The organism is Ruegeria sp. CJ2 (genome assembly GCF_056536745.1).
The window spans coordinates 197136-221091 of record NZ_JBQFQF010000006.1; the positions used below are offsets into that span (position 1 = coordinate 197136).

Annotated in this window: 30 protein-coding genes and 1 tRNA gene; 19 read left to right on the forward strand and 12 right to left on the reverse strand. The window is 58.7% G+C overall.

Features of this window, described 5'->3' with window-relative positions; translation table 11 throughout:
* Positions 1–130 precede the first annotated feature (130 nt).
* Positions 131–1471 carry a proline--tRNA ligase gene (proS, locus tag ACR0MS_RS11000; protein ID WP_480572231.1) on the forward strand — a complete coding sequence of 447 codons (1341 nt, stop codon included), beginning with the start codon at positions 131–133 and terminating at the stop codon, positions 1469–1471.
* A complete protein-coding gene (locus ACR0MS_RS11005) occupies positions 1455–2366 on the forward strand; it encodes a glycosyltransferase family 2 protein (RefSeq protein ID WP_480572228.1) in 912 nt (303 codons plus the stop codon). The genes proS and ACR0MS_RS11005 overlap by 17 nt, the downstream gene beginning before the upstream one ends.
* Here the strand turns inward: ACR0MS_RS11005 and ACR0MS_RS11010 are convergent.
* On the reverse strand, positions 2363–2722 hold the full coding sequence (locus tag ACR0MS_RS11010) for a hypothetical protein (protein WP_480572225.1): 360 nt from the start codon (positions 2720–2722) through the stop codon (positions 2363–2365). The genes ACR0MS_RS11005 and ACR0MS_RS11010 overlap by 4 nt on opposite strands.
* 368 nt (positions 2723–3090) lie before the next feature.
* Between ACR0MS_RS11010 and ACR0MS_RS11015 the strand changes: the two genes are divergently transcribed.
* Positions 3091–4386 (forward strand): lipoprotein-releasing ABC transporter permease subunit, encoded by a 1296-nt coding sequence (locus tag ACR0MS_RS11015; RefSeq protein WP_480572222.1) that lies wholly within the window; start codon positions 3091–3093, stop codon positions 4384–4386.
* The gene (locus ACR0MS_RS11020; protein ID WP_480572219.1) at positions 4379–5065 is read left to right on the forward strand and encodes an ABC transporter ATP-binding protein; all 687 of its coding nucleotides are present in this window, start codon (positions 4379–4381) and stop codon (positions 5063–5065) included. The genes ACR0MS_RS11015 and ACR0MS_RS11020 overlap by 8 nt, the downstream gene beginning before the upstream one ends.
* On the opposite strand, the gene ACR0MS_RS11025 is transcribed toward ACR0MS_RS11020, so the two are convergent.
* Positions 5049–5486, reverse strand: coding sequence for a DMT family transporter (locus ACR0MS_RS11025; RefSeq protein ID WP_480572216.1), 438 nt, complete (start codon positions 5484–5486; stop codon positions 5049–5051). The two genes, ACR0MS_RS11020 and ACR0MS_RS11025, sit on opposite strands and share 17 nt — an antisense overlap.
* 92 nt (positions 5487–5578) lie before the next feature.
* Between ACR0MS_RS11025 and ACR0MS_RS11030 the strand changes: the two genes are divergently transcribed.
* Positions 5579–5983 carry a c-type cytochrome gene (locus ACR0MS_RS11030; protein WP_480572213.1) on the forward strand — a complete coding sequence of 135 codons (405 nt, stop codon included), beginning with the start codon at positions 5579–5581 and terminating at the stop codon, positions 5981–5983.
* A gap of 2 nt (positions 5984–5985) precedes the next feature.
* Here ACR0MS_RS11030 and ACR0MS_RS11035 read toward each other — a convergent pair whose 3' ends face one another.
* Entirely contained in the window at positions 5986–6672 is a 687-nt protein-coding gene (locus ACR0MS_RS11035; RefSeq protein ID WP_480572210.1) for a hypothetical protein, read from the reverse strand.
* A 41-nt stretch (positions 6673–6713) separates the two neighbouring features.
* Complete coding sequence (locus ACR0MS_RS11040; RefSeq protein WP_480572208.1) at positions 6714–7376, reverse strand: DNA-3-methyladenine glycosylase I; 663 nt, start codon at positions 7374–7376, stop codon at positions 6714–6716.
* 391 nt (positions 7377–7767) lie between these two features.
* Between ACR0MS_RS11040 and ACR0MS_RS11045 the strand changes: the two genes are divergently transcribed.
* The 7 genes from ACR0MS_RS11045 (at position 7768) to ACR0MS_RS11075 (ending at position 15650) form a co-directional block, all read left to right on the forward strand.
* Positions 7768–8718, forward strand: coding sequence for an ABC transporter substrate-binding protein (locus ACR0MS_RS11045; RefSeq protein WP_480572205.1), 951 nt, complete (start codon positions 7768–7770; stop codon positions 8716–8718).
* Positions 8719–8728: 10 nt separating this feature from the next.
* Positions 8729–9778, forward strand: a complete 1050-nt coding sequence (locus ACR0MS_RS11050; protein WP_480572202.1) for a quaternary amine ABC transporter ATP-binding protein — start codon at positions 8729–8731, stop codon at positions 9776–9778.
* Positions 9775–11835: an ABC transporter permease gene (locus ACR0MS_RS11055; protein WP_480572199.1), complete on the forward strand. Its 2061-nt coding sequence runs from the start codon at positions 9775–9777 to the stop codon at positions 11833–11835. Before ACR0MS_RS11050 ends, ACR0MS_RS11055 begins: the two co-directional genes overlap by 4 nt.
* 108 nt (positions 11836–11943) lie before the next feature.
* On the forward strand, positions 11944–12606 hold the full coding sequence (locus ACR0MS_RS11060) for an NnrU family protein (RefSeq protein ID WP_480572196.1): 663 nt from the start codon (positions 11944–11946) through the stop codon (positions 12604–12606).
* Between the two features lie 69 nt (positions 12607–12675).
* Positions 12676–13197 (forward strand): DUF2478 domain-containing protein, encoded by a 522-nt coding sequence (locus ACR0MS_RS11065; protein ID WP_480572193.1) that lies wholly within the window; start codon positions 12676–12678, stop codon positions 13195–13197.
* Positions 13198–13284: 87 nt separating this feature from the next.
* Complete coding sequence (locus tag ACR0MS_RS11070; protein ID WP_480572190.1) at positions 13285–14532, forward strand: D-arabinono-1,4-lactone oxidase; 1248 nt, start codon at positions 13285–13287, stop codon at positions 14530–14532.
* Positions 14529–15650 (forward strand): alanine racemase, encoded by a 1122-nt coding sequence (locus ACR0MS_RS11075; RefSeq protein ID WP_480572187.1) that lies wholly within the window; start codon positions 14529–14531, stop codon positions 15648–15650. Before ACR0MS_RS11070 ends, ACR0MS_RS11075 begins: the two co-directional genes overlap by 4 nt.
* 34 nt (positions 15651–15684) lie before the next feature.
* Here ACR0MS_RS11075 and ACR0MS_RS11080 read toward each other — a convergent pair.
* Positions 15685–15768 (reverse strand) — tRNA-Tyr (locus ACR0MS_RS11080).
* 116 nt (positions 15769–15884) lie between these two features.
* Here ACR0MS_RS11080 and rlmB point away from each other — a divergent pair.
* The 4 genes from rlmB (at position 15885) to ACR0MS_RS11100 (ending at position 18181) form a co-directional block, all read left to right on the forward strand.
* Positions 15885–16658, forward strand: coding sequence for a 23S rRNA (guanosine(2251)-2'-O)-methyltransferase RlmB (gene rlmB, locus ACR0MS_RS11085; protein WP_480572184.1), 774 nt, complete (start codon positions 15885–15887; stop codon positions 16656–16658).
* A complete protein-coding gene (locus ACR0MS_RS11090; protein ID WP_480572181.1) occupies positions 16639–16953 on the forward strand; it encodes a hypothetical protein in 315 nt (104 codons plus the stop codon). The genes rlmB and ACR0MS_RS11090 overlap by 20 nt, the downstream gene beginning before the upstream one ends.
* A gap of 108 nt (positions 16954–17061) precedes the next feature.
* Positions 17062–17511, forward strand: a complete 450-nt coding sequence (locus ACR0MS_RS11095) for a YHS domain-containing (seleno)protein (protein ID WP_480572179.1) — start codon at positions 17062–17064, stop codon at positions 17509–17511.
* Between the two features lie 199 nt (positions 17512–17710).
* A complete protein-coding gene (locus tag ACR0MS_RS11100) occupies positions 17711–18181 on the forward strand; it encodes a CoA-binding protein (RefSeq protein ID WP_480572176.1) in 471 nt (156 codons plus the stop codon).
* Between the two features lie 4 nt (positions 18182–18185).
* Here ACR0MS_RS11100 and ACR0MS_RS11105 read toward each other — a convergent pair whose 3' ends face one another.
* From ACR0MS_RS11105 to hisF, 3 genes are read right to left on the reverse strand one after another with little or no spacing between them, the layout of a single operon-like run.
* Positions 18186–18752 (reverse strand): hypothetical protein, encoded by a 567-nt coding sequence (locus ACR0MS_RS11105; RefSeq protein WP_480572173.1) that lies wholly within the window; start codon positions 18750–18752, stop codon positions 18186–18188.
* A gap of 60 nt (positions 18753–18812) precedes the next feature.
* Positions 18813–19130, reverse strand: coding sequence for a phosphoribosyl-ATP diphosphatase (locus ACR0MS_RS11110; RefSeq protein WP_480572170.1), 318 nt, complete (start codon positions 19128–19130; stop codon positions 18813–18815).
* The gene (gene hisF / locus ACR0MS_RS11115; protein ID WP_480572167.1) at positions 19127–19888 is read right to left on the reverse strand and encodes an imidazole glycerol phosphate synthase subunit HisF; all 762 of its coding nucleotides are present in this window, start codon (positions 19886–19888) and stop codon (positions 19127–19129) included. Before hisF ends, ACR0MS_RS11110 begins: the two co-directional genes overlap by 4 nt.
* A 118-nt stretch (positions 19889–20006) precedes the next feature.
* Between hisF and ACR0MS_RS11120 the strand changes: the two genes are divergently transcribed.
* Complete coding sequence (locus tag ACR0MS_RS11120) at positions 20007–20453, forward strand: DUF302 domain-containing protein (protein WP_480572165.1); 447 nt, start codon at positions 20007–20009, stop codon at positions 20451–20453.
* Position 20454: 1 nt separating this feature from the next.
* On the opposite strand, the gene hisA is transcribed toward ACR0MS_RS11120, so the two are convergent.
* On the reverse strand, positions 20455–21174 hold the full coding sequence (gene hisA / locus ACR0MS_RS11125; protein WP_480572162.1) for a 1-(5-phosphoribosyl)-5-[(5-phosphoribosylamino)methylideneamino]imidazole-4-carboxamide isomerase: 720 nt from the start codon (positions 21172–21174) through the stop codon (positions 20455–20457).
* 131 nt (positions 21175–21305) lie between these two features.
* Between hisA and ACR0MS_RS11130 the strand changes: the two genes are divergently transcribed.
* Positions 21306–21707 (forward strand): DUF2147 domain-containing protein, encoded by a 402-nt coding sequence (locus tag ACR0MS_RS11130; RefSeq protein ID WP_480572159.1) that lies wholly within the window; start codon positions 21306–21308, stop codon positions 21705–21707.
* A gap of 3 nt (positions 21708–21710) precedes the next feature.
* Here ACR0MS_RS11130 and hisH read toward each other — a convergent pair whose 3' ends face one another.
* Positions 21711–22349 (reverse strand): imidazole glycerol phosphate synthase subunit HisH, encoded by a 639-nt coding sequence (gene hisH, locus ACR0MS_RS11135; protein ID WP_480572156.1) that lies wholly within the window; start codon positions 22347–22349, stop codon positions 21711–21713.
* Positions 22350–22937 carry an imidazoleglycerol-phosphate dehydratase HisB gene (hisB, locus tag ACR0MS_RS11140; RefSeq protein ID WP_480572153.1) on the reverse strand — a complete coding sequence of 196 codons (588 nt, stop codon included), beginning with the start codon at positions 22935–22937 and terminating at the stop codon, positions 22350–22352. It lies immediately after the preceding gene.
* A 155-nt stretch (positions 22938–23092) separates the two neighbouring features.
* Between hisB and ACR0MS_RS11145 the strand changes: the two genes are divergently transcribed.
* Complete coding sequence (locus ACR0MS_RS11145; protein ID WP_050602861.1) at positions 23093–23332, forward strand: Lrp/AsnC family transcriptional regulator; 240 nt, start codon at positions 23093–23095, stop codon at positions 23330–23332.
* Position 23333: 1 nt separating this feature from the next.
* Here ACR0MS_RS11145 and ACR0MS_RS11150 read toward each other — a convergent pair whose 3' ends face one another.
* Complete coding sequence (locus ACR0MS_RS11150) at positions 23334–23936, reverse strand: hypothetical protein (protein ID WP_480572149.1); 603 nt, start codon at positions 23934–23936, stop codon at positions 23334–23336.
* Between the last annotated feature and the right edge of the window lie 20 nt (positions 23937–23956).

The following is a 23956-nucleotide window of genomic DNA, read 5'->3' on the forward strand; positions in this document are numbered from 1 at the left end:
TTTCCTGATTGGCGGGTCAATAAAAAATGCGACTGACCCGAGGTCGCAAAAACGCCAATGCGTGATTGCCCCCGGCGAGGCTTTGGCATAATCACCTTGCAGCGAAATTCTCACCTTTGAAGGTCACCCAATGCGCCTGAGCCGTTACTTTCTGCCCGTTCTCAAGGAAAACCCCTCCGAGGCTCAGATCGTCAGCCACCGGCTGATGCTGCGCGCGGGCATGATCAAGCAGGCTTCGGCCGGGATTTATTCGTGGCTACCGATGGGCTTCAAAGTGCTGCGCAAGCTGGAAAACATCATCCACGAAGAGCAGGCGCGCGCCGGTCACATCGCGATCCAGATGCCGATCATCCAATCGGCGGACCTGTGGCGCGAATCCGGGCGTTATGATGACTACGGTCAGGAAATGCTGCGGATGAAGGACCGGCACGACCGGGATATGCTGTTCACACCGACCGCCGAGGAACTGGTGACCGATATCTTCCGCGGCCACGTCAACAGCTACAAAGACCTGCCGCTGACGCTCTACCAAATCCAGTGGAAGTTCCGCGATGAAATCCGTCCGCGTTTCGGCGTTATGCGCGGGCGTGAGTTCTATATGAAGGACGGCTACAATTTCGACCTGACCAAAGAGGACGCGCTGCACGCCTATAACCGCCATCTGGTCAGCTACTTGCGCACTTACGAACGCATGGGCCTGCAAGCCATCCCGATGCGCGCCGATTCCGGCCCTATCGGTGGCGACGATACGCATGAATTCCTGGTTCTGGCTGATACTGGCGAATCCGAAGTCTTCTATGACAGCGCCGTCACCGACCTGAGTTTTGGGGACCGTCAGATCGACTATGACGACCGCGATCAATGTCAGGCCATTCTCGAAGAGTTCACCTCGAAATACGCCCGCACCGATGAAACCCATGACGAGGCGCTGTTCAACCAAGTGCCCGAAGACCGCCGCCGCGTGGCGCGGGGGATCGAGGTTGGGCAGATATTCTATTTCGGCACCAAGTATTCCGAAGCGATGGGCGCAACGGTGCAGGGTCCCGATGGCAAGCCGACGCCCGTTCACATGGGCAGCCACGGCATCGGCGTCAGCCGCTTGATCGGGGCGATCATCGAGGCCAGCCATGACGACAAGGGTATCATCTGGCCCGAAGGCGTGACCCCGTTCCATTGCGGGATCGTGAACCTCAAGCAAGGTGACGAAGAAGCCGATGCAGCCTGTGACAAACTCTATGCCGCTCTGACTGCCTTGGGGCTGGAGCCCCTTTATGATGACCGCAACGAACGGGCAGGGGGTAAATTCGCGACTATGGACCTGATTGGTCTGCCCTGGCGCATCACCGTTGGTCCGCGCGGTCTGAAAAACGGTGTGGTTGAACTGACCTGCCGCCGCACCGGTGAAAGCGAAGAGCTTAGCCCTGAGGCCGCCGTTACGAAAGTTGCCGAAATCTATGAGCAAATCGCCTGAACAGCACACTCGGCCGCTGATCTCGGTCGTTACTGTTACCAGAAACCTGATCGAAGCGGGGCGGGGGGATCAAGTCCTCGCCGCGCTCGACAGCGTGCAGGCGCAGACGTTTCGCAACATTGAGCATGTGATCTGGGACGGCCAGTCCACCGATGGCACGCAAGAGTTGCTGAGGGACGCAATTCAAAAGATCGAAAGCTCTGGTGATTCGATCCCGGTGCGGTATTTCTGCGAGGCGGACAAAAGCCTGTATGATGCGATGAACCAAGCGGTTGCACGTTGTTCCGGGGAATATGTGCTGTTCCTGAATTCGGACGACTTGATCGCGGACGCAGACAGCCTCGCGAATGTTCAGAAAGCCATCACGCCCGAGAAACCTGATTTCGTGTACGGAGAAACAGTGTTTTTTGACGATGAAGGCAACCGGCGTCACGCGCGTCGACTGACGCCAAAATCCATCCTTCAGCGTTTGCCGTTCGGTCACAATGCGATGGTCCTGAAAAGGTCGCTGTTTCTGGAATTGGGTGGGCATGACCTGCAGTTTCGAATTGCTGCGGATTACGACATGGTATTGCGGATGATTTTGTCCGGCCATTCCGGTCATCGGTTGCAGATGCCGGTGTCCTTGTTTCGGATTGGCGGGGTATCTGCGGACACGGACGCCGCAGGTGCTGAAATGGCTGCGAGTTGGTTGAAGAATTATAGCCAGTTCTGCGACATGTCCCGATACTCGGATGAAGATCGCCTTGGATGGTACAAACAGGGCCATCTGCCGGTTCGGGTATCCGGCGCCATATTGATGAAATCCCTGTCGGATCCAGCGATCGCGCGCGCTGCTGTTTACAGCCTGTCAAAGACGCTGCGACGTAAGGCTCAATTCTGGCGCAGCTACTAGCCGCGCTGTGGTTCTGGCCGTTCGGCAAGAATATCGCCATCCGCGCTGTTGCCACGTGCGACGACAATCGGGCGTCCCAGACGTTTTACCAGTTCCTTGAATTCAAACCCGAGAAAGCGAATCCCGCAGACACGCTCGTCCGTTGTGCGATCTGTGATGCACATCCTCCCTTCGCGGAAGGCGAGGCGATAACCTTTATCTCTCAGGATATCGGACAAACTTGCCCAGCTTGCCGCAGTGTCGAATATCGGGCGGATGGTTGCGCGCAATAGCGCAGCGGTTTCACAATCCAACTCTGAAGATGCTTTTGGGACCAATATTGGGTCCATCAATTCCGTACTACTCTTTACTAACATGAGCGTCTCCCGCTCTGAAAAATGGTATCCCCCTTAACTCTAGGGTGACAAAGTTTCTGAAAATAAGCAAAAGGCGAAATAAAGTTGCTTAATGAATGTTGCATTTCGAGTTCAGTCGCTCACGCAACAGCCACATTAGCTTCATAGCTGAAACAATTGGCGTTTGTCTGTGAAGGGCGTCACAACCAAAGGTGTAAGAAATGGCACGCCCCTCACCTTCTGCCAGAGTAGGCCAACTGGCTTCGCGGGTGATTCGCGCCGGGTTAGAAGGCGGTGTTGCCCACGTACGCTTGGGTGGCGCATAACGAACTTGACCATCGGGTGAAATGCCGAAAGGGTCGCGCCAAGCAATAAGAACCGGAGCAGACATGGCCACGACGCCCCCGCCCTTTGCCCCCTTTGAATGGAAAATCGCCTGGCGATACCTGCGCGCGCGCCGTGCAGAAGGTGGTGTCAGTGTCATGACATGGATCTCGCTGATCGGGATTACTCTGGCGGTATTCGCTCTGATCGCGACATTGGCGGTGCGGTCCGGTTTCCGGTCAGAATTCGTGGGAACCATTCTGGGGGCCAATGCGCATGTCACGGTCTACTCGGCCGGAGAGATGGATGCGCAGGGCCGATTGGATCGCACCATCTCGGATTATGCAGACATGGCCGGGCGTATTGCAGAGGTCCCCGGTGTGAACCGGGCTGCGCCTTTGGTTAAAGGGCAAGTGCTGATCACCAACCGCGACCGCAGCAGTGGGGTCGAAGTGTTCGGTATCCAACCCGACGACTTGCTTGACTTGCCGGGCGCGGCGGAAAGCGAACAGGCCGTCGGGGATCTTTCGCAGTTTCAGAACGGCGAGGATGTGATCGCCATTGGGTCAGGGGTGGCCCGCAGCATCGGCGCGACCGTTGGGGACACGGTCAAGCTGACCTCGCCCAACGGGGTGAAGACCGCGTTTGGCACATCGCCGCGGGTGAATGCCTATCGCGTGGTCTATGTGTTCTCGGCCGGGCGCTATGACATCGACCGCACGCGGGTCTATATGCCGTTCACGCAGGCGCAGAGCTTCTTCAACCGCGAAGGTGTCGCTGACGAGATTGAAGTCATGGTGGATCAGCCCGAAGAGCTGGACCCGACCATATATCTGATCCTGCAGGCGGCCGGAGAAAACAGCCGCATCTGGACATGGCAGGACGCGTCCGGCGGGTTTCTGCGCGCGCTTGAGGTCGAGGACAATGTCATGTTCATCATCCTGTCGATCCTCGTCCTGATTGCCGCGATGAACATCGTGTCCGGGTTGATCATGTTAGTCAAAAACAAGGGTCGCGACATCGGAATTCTACGAACGATCGGCCTGAGTGAGGGATCGGTGCTCAGGGTGTTCTTTATCTGCGGGGCCTTTACAGGGATCATCGGTACCGGGATGGGCGTAGTGCTGGGGTGTTTGTTCGCGATCTATATCGATCCGATTTTCAGTTTTGTGAACTTTGTCATGGGGGGTGGTGTCTGGGATCCGTCCATCCGGGGGATTTACGCTTTACCCGCCGAGTTGCATTTGGCGGACGTGTTAAAGGCGGTTGGCTTGTCTTTGGGCTTGTCCTTTTTTGTCACCTATTTCCCGGCCCGTCGCGCGGCGCGGCTGAACCCCGTAGAGGCGCTGCGCTATGAGTGATGTCACGTTGCGGTTGGATGGTCTGACCAAGACCTATTTGAAAGGGACACCGGGCGAGGTGCAGGTTCTGCGCGGCGTTGATCTGGATCTGCGCGCGGGTGAGGCTGTTGCGCTTGTTGCCCCGTCTGGCGCGGGCAAGTCGACCCTGCTGCATATCGCCGGTTTGCTGGACACGCCCGATGCAGGGTCGGTGGAAATAGCCGGACAAAGCGTGAGCGGAAAAGGCGACCGCACCCGCACCGCTCTCAGGCGGCAGGATGTCGGCTTTGTCTATCAGTTTCACCATCTGTTGCCCGAGTTCACGGCGCTTGAGAATATTACCCTGCCGCAACTGGCCAATGGCGTTTCGGAAAAAGATGCTCAGAGCAGAGCGATGACCCTTCTGGATCGCGTCGGCGTTTCGGCACGCGCCGATCACCGACCGGCGGCCTTGTCCGGGGGCGAGCAACAACGGGTGGCGTTCTGCAGGGCTTTGGCCAACAAGCCCCGCGTCTTGCTGGCGGATGAGCCCACGGGAAATCTGGACCCCGAGACCTCGGATCAGGTGTTCGACGCGCTGATGGCGCTGGTGCGGGACGAAGGGCTTTCAGCCTTGATCGCGACGCACAATATGGATCTTGCGGCCCGGATGGACCGTAAGTTGCGGCTGGACGGTGGTGTGCTCAAGCCAGTTGAGTAATAGCAACCCCGGCCGCCATCACTGCGATGCCGCCCGCCCGGATCCACGTCAAAGGAGTGATCTGTGCGCCGAACAGTCCAAAATGGTCGATCGCGGCGGTGCTGATCAACTGCCCCAACAGCACAAAAAACACCGCATTGCCGACCCCGAAATGCGGCGCGACATGGGTGATCGACAGGACGTAAAAGGCGATCAAGACGCCTGCCAGCAGAAGGTGTTTTGGGGCCTCGGTGACTTTGGACAAGGCGCTTGCGCCGGGAAACAACAGCATCACCAGCGCAGATGACAGAAACGCGATGGCGAACAGGATCACCGCCGCCGTGGTGGGAGAGCCGATCAGCTTTCCCAGCGCTGCGTTCAGGGCCGCAAGGATTGGTACGCCAATCCCGGCTGCCAGCATGATAGCTGCGTATTGAGTCATCGCCCGAACCCTCCTGCTTCGTTGATCTGGATCATTGCGCCAAGCGGGGCTTCGGGCAAGCCTGCAAATGTCAATCACGACAGGAGGATAGGATGACCAGAAGGATACTCGGGGCTGTTTCATTAGGACTGGCGGCGATGGCGTCGCAGGCAGGCGCCCAGGATGTTGAGACTGGGGCCGAACTCTATCAGCACTATTGCGCGACCTGCCATGGGATCGAGGCAACGGGTCACGGGCCAATGGCTGGCGTGCTTGTCATTCAACCGACCGACCTGACCCAGCTTGCCGGGGACGACGGTGTGTTTCCGACCGCCCGGGTTGTGGCCCGCATTGATGGACGCGACCCTTTGGTCAGCCACGGCAGCCCCATGCCGGTATATGGGCCCTATTTTGACGGGCAAGACACCTCAATGAAAACGCCTGAAGGTCAACCGATCCTGACCAGCCAGCCGATTGTCGATCTGGTCGCGTATCTCGAGACGATACAGGGTGGCTGATTTTAACGGCAGATGCCTTCAACCTTTGCGTCGGCCCATGGGATGACCACGGCCCTTTCCCGCTCGTGCTGAGGTAACGGCGACAGGTCGAAATGCTGGCCCAGCATTTCATGCAGCCGCGTTGTGCGCGGGGCGGTCGGGTCCAGCGCCCGGCAGCACACGTATTCCTCGACAATCGCGCCCTGTTGTTCAAACCCGTAGGACAGGAAATCAGGCGAGGTATTCAGATCAAACAGGTAAGGGTCCTTGTTGCCGCCATGTTCAGCCGCCGCCCGCAAGGGGTGATATCCCGTTGTCTTGCGGTTCTGCCATTGCCAGACATGGGTCAGTTCGTGCGCGAGAAGCATCGCGGCGATCAGGTCCATTTGTTCCGGAAAGTCAGACATATAGTCCTCCAGATACCACTCCCGAGTAAAATAGACGCGGTTGAACAGGGCAACGGCTGCGGGTTTTGCAGTCACAACACCTTCTTCGGCGGGGGGTAGAATACGCTCTCGGCAGGCGAGGCGCGGTCGCTTTTCGCGGTAAAACGTAATCGGCGCGACCGGGGCGCCCTCGACCAGACGCACGTTTTCAAGGTTCAGCGTGTCGCCCTGAACAGCGCTTGCAAAGGCCACCTCCTGATCCGTCAGCGGCCGACCACAGGAGGCAAACAGCAATAGAAACGTCATCAAAATAAGGCGCGTCATGTTCAAAGCCTAATGCGTTGCCTTCACTCTGTAACCCGTTTTCATACGCTCATCGCCAAAACACGGCTGATTTCGGTCAGCGACCGGCCCGATTGTTCCATCCAGACATTGAAGGCGTCTTGGACAGCAGTCATCGCTTTTTTGGACGTTGGTGCCTTGTCAACAACCCCCTCGGCAATCAGCCGCGCGGTCACGTCCTGCGAAAGGATGAAACTGTCGCGCCCGACAAACCGCATGGCGTATTGGGCCGAGGCGCCGCCCAGACGCGAGCCTCGTTTGCCCAGCATTGTCAGCAGCCCGACGTAATCGGTTGACGGCCATCCGCCCAGCACCTTGCCCGCGCCCCCTTCTTCCCGCAGTTCAAGAAGAAAGGCCGCATTGTCCCTAACAGTCGCGATCTTTGTGCCGTTCCGCACGATTCGGGTATCTTGCAGCAGCGAGTCGAATTTTTCGTCATCCATGAAAGCACAACGCCCGACATCGAACCCGTCGAACGCCGTTTCAAAGCCATCCCATTTGGCTTCAATGACCTTCCAGTTGAACCCCGCCTGAAAGATGCATTTTGTAATGATCGCGAGCCAACGGTCATCCGGAATCGCAGCAAGTTCATCTATGGTTTTGGGTTTGCTGAGTTTTTGTTCCAGCGCGTCGTGACCGCCGTGCCGTTGTGCTGCTATGGAAAAGATCTCGTCGAAATGATGCATGAAAAGCGCCCTCCGATCACAGGGTCGCGTTTTAGGGGATGTGATGCAAGGCGTGTACCGAAGATCAATTCTTGGGCGGACGTTAGGAAATCATTCGATTTTTAAAAGAAATGCTCGACAAACCGGGTGGTTTTGGTTTGTGATTGACTCGTCAATCAACTTCCGACCCCCGAGAATAGGGTGAAAACACAAGGGGCAGGACGCGGCGCACAGTGAAAGGTGGGAAATCAGATAGAAGTTTGGTCATGGCGAACCGGTCGTGCATCAAACTGTTCACTTCCCTTTTCCGGCCAATTTTGTGCATGTTGCGACATGGTATTGTCATGCGACAAGCCTTCCGGCGCGCGATCGCGCCGGTTTGGGCAAAAAATAGAAGACAGGGAGAATGTCGATGAAAAAACTGAGTGTAAGCCTTTTGGCGATGACGGTAGCCGGATCTGCTTACGCAGCCGATATGGGCGCTGTGGACGAGCCGATCAAACTGGCGATCAACGAATGGACGGGTCAGCATGTCACGACACATGTTGCCGGTGAGATGCTCAAAGCCGCGGGCTATAACGTGGAATATGTCACCGCGGGCATGATGAACCAGTTCCAGGCGCTGGCTGATGGCGACATCGACGCGACCTTGGAAATCTGGTCGTCGAACGTCTCGGATGAATATGCCAAGAAGGTCGAGGAAGGAACCGTCGTCGAAATCGGTGATCTGGGTCTGGATGCCAAGGAAGGCATTGCGTATCCCGCGCACGTGGCCGAACTGTGCCCGGGTCTGCCCGCCTGGGAAGCCTTGAAAGATTGCGCGCAGGTCTTTGCGACTGCGGAAACGCTGCCCGGTGGTCGTCTGGTCGATTACCCGGCGGATTGGGGTACCCCCGGCGCAGACCGCATGACCGGGCTTGAGCTGCCGTTCAAAGCGGTTCCTGCTGGGTCCGAGGGCGCTCTAATCGCCGAACTTCGCGCATCGACCGAGCGTAAGTCGCCATTGCTGATCACCTTCTGGCAGCCGCATTGGGCGATGTCGGCCTATGACGTGCAATTCGTTGAACTGCCAGCCGGCGAAGAAGCATGCTTTAACGACCCGTCCTGGGGACCGAATCCAAATGCTGTCAACGACTGTGACTTCTCGCCCTCGCGCATCTTCAAGGCCGGTTGGAGCGGTATGGAAGATAAATGGCCGGCTGCGTATGAGATCCTGACCAACTATCAACTGGCGGTCGAGGACCAGCAGCCAATGATGGGCGCGATCGACGTGGACGGCGGTAAAGTCGAAGAAGTCGTCGCGGCATGGATGGCCGAGAACGAAGGCAAGTGGCGTCCGGTTGTTGACGCGGCAACGCAGTGAGCCTGCCTAAGTGACTGACGCTAAAACGCCAGCCATTGCCTGCCAGAACCTCTGGCAGGTCTTTGGCCCCGGTGCTGATAAGGCCCTGACCGACGCGCTGTCTCGGTCAGGGAATGACGCCGACAAAGCCGCCGCCGACCTGCGTGAACACGGGTTCATACCCGCCGTACAGGACGCCAATTTCGAGGTTCAGGAAGGCGAGCTGTTCGTCATCATGGGCCTGTCGGGTTCGGGGAAATCGACGCTGATCCGCTGTATCTCGCAACTGCTGCCCGGAACGGGGGGCGAGATTCGTGTGGATGGCGAAAACGTCATGGGCGCGTCGAAAAAGGTGCTGACCGATCTGCGCCGCAAAAAGCTGGGCATGGTGTTCCAGCATTTCGGCCTGTTCCCCCACATGACCGTTGCCGAAAACGTGGCCTATCCGCTGCGTGTTCAGGGCGTCGGCAAAAAAGAACGTCTGGCCCGCGCGCAAGAGGTGATCTCGCTGGTCGGCCTTGAGGGGCGCGAGGACAGTTTTCCACGGCAGTTGTCCGGCGGTCAGCGGCAACGTGTAGGCATCGCGCGGTCCTTGGCCGTGAACCCCGATATCTGGTTTCTGGATGAGCCGTTCTCGGCCCTCGATCCCTTGATCCGTCGCCAGTTGCAGGATGAATTCCTGCGCATTCAGGCGACGTTGAAGAAATCCATCGTCTTTATCACTCACGATATCCAAGAGGCGCTGAAACTGGCCGACCGCATCGCCATCATGCGCGATGGCAAGATCGTGCAGATCGGCACGCCCACGGATATCGTGCTGCGTCCGGTTGATGACTATGTGCGCGAGTTCTCGAAAGACGTTGCCAAGGGGCAGCACGCTAAGGTTGCCTCGGTCATGCGCGACGACGATCAGCGCGGCCCGGATGATCCCGGTCTGACGACCGGTATGACGCTGGACGCAGCTCTGGCCCATTGTATGGAACTCTATGAGCCGGTGCCTGTGCGTGACGAGGCAGGCAATATCGTCGGCACGGTCCACCCGTCCGATCTGGCCGCCGCGCTTCAGGTGGACGAGACATGACAGCGATTACCGACGTTCCCGCGCAGGCTCGTTTGACGGTCGGAGCCAAGGCCGCGCTGATCACGGTTGTCGTCGGGGCATTGTGCTTGGCGCTTGAGGGTGTCGCCCCGTGGCTGGTCAAATGGCCCGCCGCGTGGGAGTTGCCCGCGACTCAGTGGGTCGGAGCTTTCCTCGACTGGTTCCTGAACGGCATCAAACCGGCGATGCGGTTGTTTTCCGACTTGATGACCTATCCGATGGATGCGGCGAATTTCGTACTGGGGAACACCCCGTGGCCGATCCTGATCGGGCTTGTCACCGCGCTGGGCTGGTATCTGGGCGGCTTGCCGATGGCGGCGCTCGGGTTCTTTGGCCTCAGCTTCGTGCTGGCCTCGGGCTATTGGGCCGAGAGCATGAATACGCTGGCGCTGGTGGCCGTTTCGGTCCCCGTGGCGCTGGTTGTGGGCGGCGGGATTGGTATCCTTGCCAATGAAATCCCCCGCGTAAAAAGCTTTGTGCAGGCGGTGCTGGATGTGATGCAGACCGTGCCGACTTTTGCTTATCTGACGCCTTTGCTGCTGCTGTTTGGTTTCGGCCCGGTGGTGGGTCTGATCGCCTCGGCCATCTACGCCGCGCCGCCCATGGCGCGCAACGTGATGCTGGGGCTGGAACGGGTCGAGCCCGAGATCAAAGAGGCTGCCATCATGTCCGGCGGCACCCGTTTCCAGCAATTGTTTCAGGTGGAAATCCCGGCTGCCGCGACCCAGATCATGGTCGGTGTGAACCAATGCCTTATGGCGGCGCTTTCGATGGTGATCATCGCCGCCGTGATCGGAGGCTTCAACGATATCGGCTGGGAGGTTCTGCTGACCATGCGCAAGGCGCAGTTCGGTGAATCCCTGATGGCCGGTCTGGTGATCGTGGTCTTTGCCGTCGTTATCGACCGGATGAGCGGGACGCTTGCGACCGAGCGCAAACGCTATGATCAGCGCGTTGTCTGGGCGGTTCTGGGCTTTACGGTGCTGTTCACGGCTGCCTTCTGGCTATGGCTGCCGAACCCGTCCGAACTGACCCTGCTGGACCCGATGGCCGAGGCGATTGACAGTGGCCTGACCGCGTTCACTCAGGCCAACGGCCCATGGCTGGATGCGCTCAAGAACAACTCGCTGTTCTATGTGCTGTTGCCTCTGCGGATTGGCCTCGACCAAGCGGTACTGCCGTTCACATGGGGCTTTCAGTGGACACCGGGCATGAGCTATGGCCTGTTCGCCGTGGCTGCCGTCATCGCTGCGCTGATGGCATGGCGCGGGCATATGACCGGAGGGCTGGTCGTACTGATCCTGATCGGCATGTTGGAAACCGGCATTGCCAACCTGCCATGGCCGTTTGTTCTGACCGGTGCCGCTGCTCTCAGCTATGTGGCTGGCGGCTGGCGGCTGGCGGCGCTGTCGGTGGGGCTGCTTTGCACCATCCTCGTCTCCGGGCTGTGGGAGCGCGCCTTGCTGTCGCTCTACCTCAGCGGCGCGGCGGTGTTTTCCTGTGCCGTGGTCGGCGGGCTGATCGGTCTGGCCAGCGCAGTGTGGGAGCCGGTGTGGAAAATCGTCCGACCAATCTGCGACATGTTGCAGACGATCCCTCTGTTCGTGTTTCTGATCCCGGTGCTGATGGTGTTTCAGATCGGTGAGTTCTCGGCCTTCCTTGCGATCTGCGCCTACGCGATCGTGCCGATGATCCGCTACACCCGGCATGGGTTGGTCAACACACCCGAGGAAATGATGGAGGCCGCGATCTCCAGCGGCGCGACCGAGTGGCAGATCATGCGCGATGTACGTGCGCCTTATGCTGCGCCGACCATCTTGTTGGGGCTGAACCAGACGATCCTCTATGCCTTTGCGATGCTGGTGATCGCCGCGCTGATCGGGACTACTGGTCTGGGGCAGTCGATCTATCTGGCGTTGGGGCAGGCGGATGTTGGGCTTGGTATCTCGGCCGGGGCTGCGATGGCGATTCTGGCGCTGATTGCCGACCGTATGGTGCAGGGCTTTGCCGAAGAACGCCGCAAAGCTTTGGGTCTGTAGCCAAAGGGCAGGGGCGGCGCGACCGCCCCGCCCTCGACTTGATTTCGGACAAGGATCACCCGGCCGCGCTGACGTAAGTCAGGTCCAATTCTTACGGAGACCATGACGATGGGCTGGGGATCATTCTTTGCCGCGCTGATCGTGTTCCTGCTGAGCCATATCATTCCGGCCCGCCCTGCCGTGCGCGAGCATTTGATCTCGATACTTGGTCGGCGGGGTTATTTTGGCGCGTATTCCATATTGTCCCTGGTGGTTCTGGGTTGGCTGATCCTTGCAGCCGCCCACGCGCCCTATGTCGAAATCATTCCGCCGTTCGCGATCCTGCGATGGATTCCGCTATTGTGTATGCCCGTTGTGTGCTGGTTGGCTGTCTGCGGTGTAGCCATTCAAAACCCGTTTTCTTTCGGCGGGTTGGGTCATCGCCCTTTTGACCCCGAGAACCCCGGCATATTGCGCATCACCCGCCACCCAATTCTGGCCGCCCTGATGTTGTGGTCCGTCGCGCATCTGCTGGCCAATGGCAGCCTGTCTCATGTCATCTTGTTCGGCCTGTTCGCCGGATTCGCAGCTATGGGCATGGCGGTGATTGATCGTCGCAAGTCACGCGAAATGGGTATGGAATGGGTTCGTCTGTCGCGCAACACCGCGCGGCTGTCTTTGCGGGTCCCGCCGCCCTGGCCGCGTCCCTGGGTTTGGGTTGCGTCGCTGGTGGCTTACCTGGTTCTGCTTGGTGCGCACGCGTCTGTGATCGGAGTTTCACCGCTGCCATAATGCAGGGAGTGGTCGGGCGGTGACTTGCGTGCTATCTGGAGTGTCACAGTTTTATCAAGAGGTCTCTGAATGTACCTGGCCTACGTAACCACGACGGACCGTGGCGCAACCGATCGCCTGCTGAGCGCCGCCGCCGAGCAGTTGCTGAAAACCGGCGCGCAGTTGGCAGGTGTTGTGCAAACCAACACCGAATGCGCAGACAGCAGCAAATGTGACATGGACGTCCGTGTTCTGCCTGCAGGCGAGACCATCCGCATTTCGCAGTCACTGGGTGAACAGTCGCGCGGCTGCCGTCTGGACCCTGCCGCGCTGGAGCAAGCCGTGGGCTATGTCACCGCGTCACTGGCAGACGCACCCCAACTGTTGGTCGTGAACAAGTTTGGTAAGCACGAAGCTGACGGGCGCGGATTTCGCCCTGTTATCGCCGAGGCCCTGGCGCAGGACATCCCGGTTCTGGTCGGAGTGAACGGGTTGAACAGGGAAAAATTCGAAGCCTTCACCGATGGCGCGGCTGAGCAGATTGTGCCCGAGGTTGAAGCGATCATTGAATGGTTCGCCCGGGTGACAGCCGAGCGCGCGGCGGCCGCGTGACGATACTTGCCGTAGGGTAACTTACTGGAAACCTGACTTGTTTTGGGGTCGATGTGCTGCAATCCTCTAAGCCGGAGGAGATTGCAGATGTGGACCAACTGGGCAGGTGGCCAAAGCTCAAGCGCACCCATATTGCGCCCTTCAACCCTTGCCGAACTGCAACACGCCGTTGCGCAACCTGACAGTATGCGCGTTGTTGGGGCAGGACATTCCTTTACGCCGATCGTGGCTGGCGCGGACCGGATCCTGGACCTGTCCGACCTCAAGCTGCCGACATTGGGTCAGGTCACCGAAGACCGTGTGTGGGTCAATGCCAACGCGCGTTTGCGCGATCTTTCTCCGGCATTGGCCGAACATGGGTTGGCCTTTCGTAACCTCGGGGACATCAACGCACAATCGCTGACGGGGGCGGCCGCAACCGCGACACACGGAACCGGTCGAGACCTGCCCTGCATTTCCGCCGAAATTACAGCAGCCAGTTTTGTAGGGGCGGGGGGAGATATCCTGTCGACCGAGGATATCCCGCTTGAGATGGCTCAGGTCTCGCTTGGGTTGCTCGGCGTTCTGACCGACGCGCAAATCGCTGTGGTTCCGAAGTACAACTTACGACGCCGTGTCACTTTGGAACCGCTCGAGGAAACACTAGCCAACATGCATCGAAAATGGGCGGAGTTTCGGAATTTTGAGTTTTTCTACATCCCGTTTACCGGCAAGGCGGTCGAAATTCGCCATGACCTAACCGACGCGCCCAAGACCAAGGCGCCACGCGATCTGGACATGATCGCGGTCAAAGTGCTGAGGCTGGCAAGAAACGCAGGGCGCTACAGCAGCGGTTTGCGAAGCGCGTTGCTCAAGCTGCTGACATTGGCCCAGTCGGATGAGGACTATGTTGGCGAAAGCTGGCGCGTTTTGTGCAGTGATCGCCACATTCGGTTCAACGAGATGGAATATCACCTGCCGCCCGATGTCGCCGGGGATGTGCTTCGGGATGTGTTCGCGCGTCTGCACCGGGATCATTCCGACATATACTTTCCGATCGAGGTCAGGCAGACCGCTGGCGACACGGCCTGCATTTCTCCGTTTCAGGGTGGCCCGCGTGTTTCGGTTGCTGTTCATACCGACGCTGCCGAAGATCACATGCGTTACTTTGCCGACATTGAGCCAATACTTCTTGAGGCCGGAGGGCGCCCGCATTGGGGCAAGATGCATAGCTTGACGTATAAAGAGCTTTCACGCCTGTATCCTGACTTCGACCGTTTCTGCGCGGTGAGAGAGCAACTGGACCCAAGCGGAAAATTCCTTACACCCGCGCTAACCAAGCTGTTCCGGCCATGACAGCAGAGTATTTGCGGAACCTGTCCAAAACGCTGCAAGACTACGGGGTGGATAAGCCCGTGGCCGTGGTCGATCTGGACCGGCTCGATGCAAATTGCGCGCTGGTGGTTGGTTCGGTTGCGCCGGGTTTGGCATGCCGTCTTGTTGCCAAATCCCTCCCATGTCTGCCGCTGCTGGATCACATTCGGGCGAAGATCCCGACATCAGGTCTCATGACCTTCTCCGAACCTATGCTGACGGCGCTGTTGGAGGCGGAGCCTGATACCGATCACTTGATCGGTAAGCCGCTGCCCGTCAGTTCTGTGGCGCGTGTGTTGCAAAAGACCCCAACTGCAGCGGATCGTGTCCAGTGGCTTATTGATACGCGCGAAACTCTGGATGCTTATTTGACGCTGGCCGAAGCTCTCAATCTTCGGCTTCGCCTGTCGTTAGAGGTGGATATCGGCTTACACCGGGGTGGGTTGCGCCCTGAAGACATCCCTCGGATCGCGCGGCGTATTGGCAGTCATCCGCATGCGAATTTAGTCGGAGTTATGGGGTATGAGGCGCATCTGGCCAAGTTGCCACGCCTTCTGAAATCCCGCGCCACGCGGTCGAGCGCAGACGCGTTTCAACGTGCAGTCGCGGGGCTGCCAAACGCGGGTGAGGGGCTTTGCCTTAATACGGGGGGCAGCCTGACGTTCCAGTCCTATCGCGCTGACGGAGCCGCCAACGAGGTTGCCTTTGGGTCGGTTCTGGTCAAGCCCACCGATTTTGACCACGTCACGACAACGGCGTTTCAACCTGCCGCATATATCGCCTCGCCAATTCTGAAAGTGATGCAAGGTAACGCGTTGCCGGGTTTGGACTTTCTGCCCAGACGGAAGACGGACTTGGCGATATTTGGTGGGCATTTTCTGGGGTTGCCGGTGTTTCCAGGCGGTTTTTCCTATTCGTCGATTTTCGGCCGTTCGAGCAATCAGGAAGTTTGGACCGGCCCCTTGGATTCCAGCGTGAAACCCGGAGACATCGCCCTGTTGCGACCCACACAAAGCGAGGCAGTTCTAAACCAGTTCGGACCGCTTTTGGTTTTGAAAGGGGGGCAGGTGGTGGACGAATGGCAATGCCTGCCGAATTAACGGCCCGTTGATCTTTGTCACCATCTGAAGAAGATGGTGGGCGACCCTGGAATCGAACCAGGCGTGCGTCTCCGCGAGGGAGTTACAGTCCCCTGCCACACCTTGCGGCCTGTCGCCCACTGTCAGGCGTTGCACCTGACGTGGAGGCGTGATTACTAGCGCTCTAAAGGAGCGTCAACAGGAAAATATCGCTTTGGCGCAGGAAACCGATTTCCCGGCCCGGAGGCCCAAGAAATGAAGAAACCCAAGTGGGTCGTTGAAAAGGAACAGGCGCGCAAGGCGGCCGCGTCCGAAACTGTTTGGCTGTTTGGTTTGCACGCTGTGCGCGATGCGTTGGTGAATCCAGAGCGGCAGAAGCTGCGCTTGATTGTGACCCGTAACGCGCGGGACAAACTGACCGAAGCCATTGAGTTTGCAGGGATTGAGCCCGAGATGGTCGACCCGCGCAAATTCAACGCTCCGATTGATTCCGGCTCCGTCCATCAGGGCGCGGCGTTGGAAGTGAAGCCATTGGACTGGGGTGGTCTGGCCGAGAACTGCATCGGGCGCGAACATCCGCGCGTGATCCTGCTGGACCGCGTGACAGACCCGCACAATGTCGGGGCGATTCTTCGCTCGGCCGAAGTGCTGGGGGCCAGCGCGGTTATCGGAACGCGCCATCATTCGGCCCCGGAAACAGGGGCCTTGGCAAAAACCGCCAGTGGTGCACTGGAAAGGCAGCCCTATCTGCGCGTCCGCAATCTGGCCGATGCAATAGTCGCGTTGCAGGATATGGGCTTTCTGGTGCTGGGACTGGACGGCGAAGCGGACCTTACCATCGAGGCCACTTTGGAAGGCAAACTGGATCAACCAGTGGCTCTGGTGCTTGGGGCCGAAGGACCAGGTCTGCGCCAGAAGACCAAGGAAACCGTTGATCATCTGGTGAAAATCGACGCAGCGGGTGGGTTTGGGTCTCTGAACGTCTCAAATGCGGCCGCGATTGCCCTATATGCCTCAAGGCACAGATAAACAGGAGAGCACCATTTCCACGCCCTCGAAAATCGCCACCTGCTGCTATTGCGGAACCCGCGCGGCGCTGGTTCTAAAAGGAAAGCAGCGTCATGAGCTTAGTTGTTCAAGCTGCGGCGCCCCGCTGCACGACCTGAAGATGGTGCCCAAGCGCAAACTTTCGGACAGCAAGCCCACGCGGGATAGCGCAAGAAACCAGCATCCATACAAGAACAAGAAGAAAAAGAAGAAAAAGGGATTGTTTTCGCGCGTTCTGGATGAAGCATGGGACGTGGTTGAAGATATCTTTGATTGATCGGGTTTATTCACGTCCCATGCGATCACAACCGCGTTAATGGGGGTTTCCGATGTGTCAAAAAATTGCACATTGATTCCCGAAACCTCAGACCGAGACTCGATGATAATGAACCGACGTTTCCTACTTGGCGCGATGGCCGCCACTGTTTTTGCTCCGGCGGCATTTGCCCAGGACATGCCCGTCTTTTTTGAGACGGACGGGGCAGTTATGGCCGGATATGATGCGGTTTCCTATTTCACCGACGACACCCCGCGCCGTGGGCTTCCCGAGTATTCGGTGAAGTGGAAGGGTGCTGAATGGCACTTTGCCTCGGCCGAGAATCGCGACGCTTTCGAGATGAACCCAAGGGCCTATGCCCCTCAGTTCGGCGGATACTGCGCTTACGCGATGGCAATGGGGGAGTTGGTCAGCACTGACCCGCATCTGTGGAAAATGATTGATGGACGCCTGTACCTGACGCATTCGCCCGAGATCGAGCAGGTGTGGAGCAGTGATACGGCAGAATACATCCGCATGGCCGAGGCACATTGGCCCGTCGTACTATACGAGCAGTAGGCGGTTTTCCGCTTTTTGTGATCTGTCATCACAAAAACGCGCACCCCCTCTTTTTTTCTCTCAACTTATGCCTAAATGTCACAGTGACCGCGGAACGGAACTGCCGCGGGTCATTTCACTGTCCCTCGTTCCAACAACTGGCGCTCAGGTTTCTATCTGAGCGCTTTTTTCTTTTGTGTGGTCCGAATAGGGTGACCGCATGACCGACTATTCCGATGCATTTCTGAAAGACATCCTGAAGCGAACCAAAACGATCGCCGTTGTTGGTGTTTCGATGAACCCGGTTCGGCCTAGCTATTATGTGGCGCGCTACCTGTCGCTTAAGGGATATACTGTGATCCCGGTCAATCCGGGGCATGCAGGCAAAATGTTGTTCGGTGAGACGGTGCGCGCGTCGCTGGCAGATATTTCCGAGCCGGTGGACATGGTGGATATTTTCCGACGCTCAGAAGCCGTTCCGCCGATTGTGGATGAGGCGCTGAAGGCGTTTCCAAGCCTGCGCACAATCTGGATGCAGATCGGTGTGGAAAATCCTGATGCCGCAGCCGTAGCTGAGGCGCGCGGCGTTGAGGTTGTGATGAATCGGTGCCCGAAAATCGAATATCAACGCCTGTTCGGAGAGCTTCGCATGGGCGGCTTCGCAACCGGGGTGATATCGTCCAAGCTTTGAGGGTTTAGCTGTCGGGCAGGGGCTTTAGCCGCGCGACCTGCTCCAGCCGCCGCTGTTCGAGTACGATGTCGCGCGGCACCCACTCGTATTTCGTGTCTTCCGGCAACGGGGACCAGAACAAGGTGCCACCGTACCGCCAAGGGTCCAGAACGACGCCATCATACATGGTTTCACCTTTGCGGCTGATGATGGCGGTGCTGTGGTCGATGCGAAACGGGTTGTCTGCATTGGCGATGGCGCGATGCATTTCCAGTGTTTGGAAGCTTTCCTGATCCAGCCGCCGCTCGATATCTTCAGCCCAGTGCCAGCACAACCCGCGAGGGCGCAGCCCCTTGTTGACCTTGGCATTGTGAATCAGCGGGGGATCGGTGATTTCGTATTCCTGCACCAATTGCGCGGTATAGGAATAGGCGATACGCGCCGCACGGTCTGCTTCTTCGGGGTCAATATCCGGGCCAAGGCTGCGAATTTCAGCCGCCAGCCGCTGAACCTCGTCACCGGTGGGCGGCGGGGCGACCGAACAGGCGCCCAGTATCGCAAGCGCACATACAAACCCCAAAGCTCTGATCATGTCCGCGCCTTCGATCTGTGAACCGTCCAAAGACACATTACGAGATTGCGAGGGTGGGCGTCACCCCTTTGGTCGCGCAGCCTTTTCTTCCAGACCGCTGACGCGCTGACGCCGTGCCAACTCATCAAGCACGTCGTCCAACGCGACGTCGCGTGCGGCCAGCATAACCAGAAGATGATAAAGCACATCCGCAGCCTCGGAGGTCAGCTTAGCCTGATCGCCTTTGACAGCCTCGATGATCGCTTCGACGGCTTCTTCTCCGAATTTCTCGGCGCACTTTTCCGGGCCTTTCGCCAGCAGCTTGGCGGTCCAACTGCTGTCCGGGTCAGCCCCTTTGCGCGCCTCAATCGTTGCGGCCAGATCTTGCAGGATGCTCATGTCAGCCTCATCGGAATGCCTGCGGCGGCCATATGTTCTTTGGCCTCGCGGATTGTGTACTCGCCGAAATGAAAGATCGAGGCAGCAAGAACGGCGCTCGCGCCGCCTTCGGTCACGCCCTCGACCAGATGGTTAAGATTGCCGACCCCGCCAGAGGCGATAACCGGCACGTCAACGGCGTCGGAAATGGCGCGGGTCAGAGGCAGGTTGAACCCAGCCTTCGTGCCATCGCGGTCCATCGAAGTCAGCAAGATTTCCCCGGCACCCTTTGCGACCACGGCTTTCGCAAATTCCACTGCGTCGATGCCGGTTGGCTTGCGACCCCCATGAGTGAATATTTCCCATTTGCCGGGGCTGACGGTTTTGGCGTCGATCGCGCAGACGATGCATTGGCTGCCGAACTGATCCGCCGATTCTGCGATCACATCCGGGTTCGCCACGGCTGCCGAGTTGAAGCTGACCTTGTCAGCACCAGCCAGCAGCAGGGCGCGCACGTCCTCTTTGGTGCGCACACCCCCGCCCACGGTCAGGGGGACAAAGCACTGCTCAGCCGTCCGTTGAACCACGTCAAACATGGTGCCCCGGTTTTCATGGGTGGCGTGGATGTCCAGAAAGCAGATCTCGTCGGCTCCGGCCGCGTCATAGGCTTTCGCCGACTCCACCGGATCGCCCGCATCGCGCAGGCCGACAAAATTGACGCCCTTGACCACGCGGCCATCAGCGACGTCCAGACAGGGAATGATGCGGGTTTTCAGCATGTGGTATCCTCTATAGCGGGCACGTCTACCGGCAAAGCCCCGCCGATGCCAGACTTGTGATTGCCGCACGGCGCAAAGCTGTGAAAACTGGGGTGAAATTCAACAAAGGAATTCCGATATGCGCAATCTGATACTGGCAACTTTTCTGACTTTCGGAGGCACTCTGTCCGCCATGGCCGACGACATTATCAAAATCCCTACAGACAAATCTGTCGCTGAAGCACTGGATGCGCTCGAGGCAGCCGTCGGCAATGCGGGCGCGACCGTATTTGCCCGGGTCGACCATGCAGCCGGTGCCGAAAAGGTTGGCACCCCGATCCCGGCCAATCAGGTCCTGATCTTTGGCAACCCTGCATTGGGCACACCCGCGATGCAGATCGACCCGAGGGCCGGTTTGTTCCTGCCGTTGAAGGTTCAGGCTTACCAAGACGCCGATGGTCAGGTGTGGCTGGCCTACGAAGACCCAAAAGAGACGATGGACGAGTTGGACGAGGTCGAAAAATCGCCGGTGATCGACAAGTTGCGCGGCGCGCTGGCCAAGTTGACCGCCGCGGCCGCGCAGTAATCTAGCTCAGGGCGCGGATGGCTTCGGCCAGATCAATCGCGCCGTCGTAAAGTGCGCGCCCTGAAATCGCGCCGTCCAGTTCCACGCCGCAATCGCGCAGGGCAATCAGATCGTCCAAAGAGCTGACGCCGCCTGACGCGATCACAGGAATTGAGACGGCCCGGGCAAGGTCGGCAGTTGCCTCGATGTTGGGGCCCTGCATGGCCCCGTCACGGTTGATGTCGGTATAGATGATGGCCGCAACGCCCGCGTCCTCGAAGCTGCGTGCCAGATCGGTGACTTGCACGTCGGTTTCCTCGGCCCAGCCCTTGGTGGCGACCATGCCGTTGCGGGCGTCGATGCCAACGGCGACCTTGCCGGGGAATTCACGCGCGGCCTCCCGCACCAGATCGGGGTTTTCCACGGCGACGGTGCCCAGAATGACCCGCGCCAGCCCTTTGTCGATCCAGGTTTCGATCGTTTTCAGATCGCGAATGCCGCCGCCAAGTTGCGCGGGCACGTTGCAGGCCGCCAGAATCGCTTCGACCGGTGCTGCATTGATGGGCTCGCCCGCGAAGGCACCGTTCAGGTCAACCAGATGCAGCCAGTCGCACCCCGCATCGACAAAGGCCTTGGCCTGCGCCGCCGGGTCGTCGTTGAACACGGTTGCCTTGTCCATTTCACCGCGCAGCAGGCGCACGGCCTGGCCGTCTTTGAGGTCGATAGCGGGGTAGAGGATCATTTTGGGCCTTCTTTCATGGTCTGTCCGGCGGGATATCGCACAAGCGGGGCGGGGTTTGCAACGCGACGCTGGGTCAATCTTGCGGCACGGCTCTCAGCGCGACACAGTACCGCCATCAAAGGGAGAACATCATGAAACACTCAATCATTGCAGCGGCCGCGCTTTGCGTCTTTTCCACGGCCGCGTCAGCCGATCCGGTAGACGGTCTGTGGAAAACCGAGCCGAATGAGGAAGGCAATTACCTGCAGGTTTCGATCCAGCCTTGCGGAAGTGCGACCTGCGGTACCATCGACAGCGCCTTTGACGGCTCGGGCGATCAGGTGCTGGATTATGAGCACTTGGGCAAACAGATGATCTGGGACATGACGCCAGAGGGTGACGGAGCCTATGGTGGCGGCAAGATCTGGGCCCCGGACAAGGACAAGACCTACAACTCGAAAATGACGCTGAACGGCCAGAACCAACTGACCGTAAAGGGCTGTGTTGCGGGTGGTCTGGTCTGCCGCGGGCAGACGTGGACCCGCGTACAGTAAGGCCTAGGGAGTCCAGTTCAGGAAGTTCCCGATCATACGCAGGCCAACGTCCTGGCTTTTTTCGGGGTGGAACTGCATGCCAATCATTGTGTCGCGGCCGATCACGGCCGTGACTTCCTGACCATAATCCACATAGGCCAGCCGTTGCGCCGGTTCGGTGACACGAAAATGGTAGGAGTGGACGAAATAAGTATGGTCACCCGACTTCACCCCGTCAAAGACCGGGTGGTTGCTTTCAAGCACCAAATCGTTCCAGCCCATATGCGGCACCTTTAGCGCGCCGTCCGAAGGGGCGATGCGTACAACGTCCCCAGCAACCCAGCCCAGACCATCCGTCTCGATGTATTCGTGGCCTTTTGAGGCCATAAGCTGCATCCCGACGCAGATTCCCAGAAACGGTCGCCCCTTTTGTTCGACCGCTTCGACCATGGCATCATAGATACCCTTGTGGCCCCGCAACTCGGCAGCGCAAGCAGGAAACGCGCCGTCGCCCGGCAGAACCAGGCGATCCGCGCGCGCAACAACGTCTGCGTCCGAGGTGACAACGACCTCACCCGCATTCAGTTCGCGCGCCATGCGTTGAAACGCCTTCTCTGCCGAGTGCAGATTGCCGCTCTCGTAGTCGATAATGGCTGTCAGCATTTATAGCGCGCCCTTGGTGGACGGAATCGCATCGGCCTTGCGCGGGTCGGTTTCAACCGCCAGACGCAACGCGCGCGCGGCCGCCTTGAACGCGGCCTCGGCAATATGGTGGCTGTTGAAGCCGTGTAACTGGTCGATATGCAGCGTGATACCGCCATGCGTGGCCAGCGCCTGAAAGAATTCACGCACCAGTTCGGTGTCGAACGTGCCGATCTTGGGCGTGGGCAGCTCGACATTCCAGATCAGGAACGGGCGACCCGACAGGTCCAGCGCACAGCGCACCTGCGCGTCATCCATGGGCAGGTGGCATTCGCCATACCGCCGAATCCCTTTCTTGTCGCCCAGGGCTTCGGTCAAAGCCTGACCCAGTGCGATGCCGGTATCCTCGACCGTGTGGTGATCGTCGATGTGGTAATCGCCCTTGGCGCGGATCGTCATGTCGATCAGCGAATGGCGCGCAAGCTGGTCCAGCATGTGATCGAAGAACCCGACGCCGGTTTGGTTGTCATACTGGCCGGTGCCGTCCAGATTGACCTCGACCGAGATCTCGGTCTCGGCGGTCTGACGGCTGATCTTTGCGCTGCGCATGGGCGAATTCCTTTTGCTACAGACGCGCTTATAGACGCGGAGGGGCAGCATTTTCCAGACCGCATCTGTCATTCTCGCCAAACTGTTGCAGGGGATTGCACCCCGGCGCAGCCCGTGCCAGCCTGCACGCAACCTGAACAACCAAGGCCCGGCCCATGTCCACCTGCGTCTTCATCCAAATCCGTTGCAAACCTGGCACAACATACAAGGTGGCCGAGGAAATCGCCCTGCGCGAAATCCATTCCGAGCTGTATTCGACCAGCGGCGAATATGATCTGCTGCTAAAGCTCTATATCCCCGAGACCGAAGATGTCGGGCATTTCATCAACGAACACCTGCTGGTGATACCGAATATAGAAAGGTCGCTGACCACAATGACCTTCAAGGCCTTCTAGGTCAGGCAACGGTCTCGGCAGGGGCGTCCAGCGGGATGGTTCCACTCAGCGCAATGCCCCCGTGCGATTGGCGGTCTGTCGCGCCCGCACGCAGGAAGCGCTGACATCCAAAAAGCACCATGAGCGGAACCGCCAGCGATATCAGGTAGTTCTGCCCCATGGCTGCGGACCAGACGATCCCGGCGACGCAAAGCGTCAACATTGCCGTGGACTGGAGGCGCATTTGCCTGGGGCTTTTTGCGTCATAGGTCAGAAAGCCGTTGGCTGTGAACAAGGTCAACACAACGCCCGTTACGAAAACACTGCCCAGCACAAGTGAATCGATATTACCGATCAACAGATCAGCCGCGTTCCGAGCGCCGGACAGCACCAGAATTTCGATCAGCGGTGTGACGATTACCATGAAGATATTGATCCCCAACAAGATGGGATGAGCGCGCAGAACCCGTTTGACATACGCCAGGCACACAAGGGTCGCGAGCGCGGTTCCGACCCACCCGGCCAGACGCAAATCGTCAGTGGCTCGGGACAGGATCAAAAAACTGACCCCCGGCAGGTTTTCGAACATGTCCTGCAACAGCCGTTTTTGGTGTTCTCCCAGCATGCATAAAGCCCCTGCGCAAA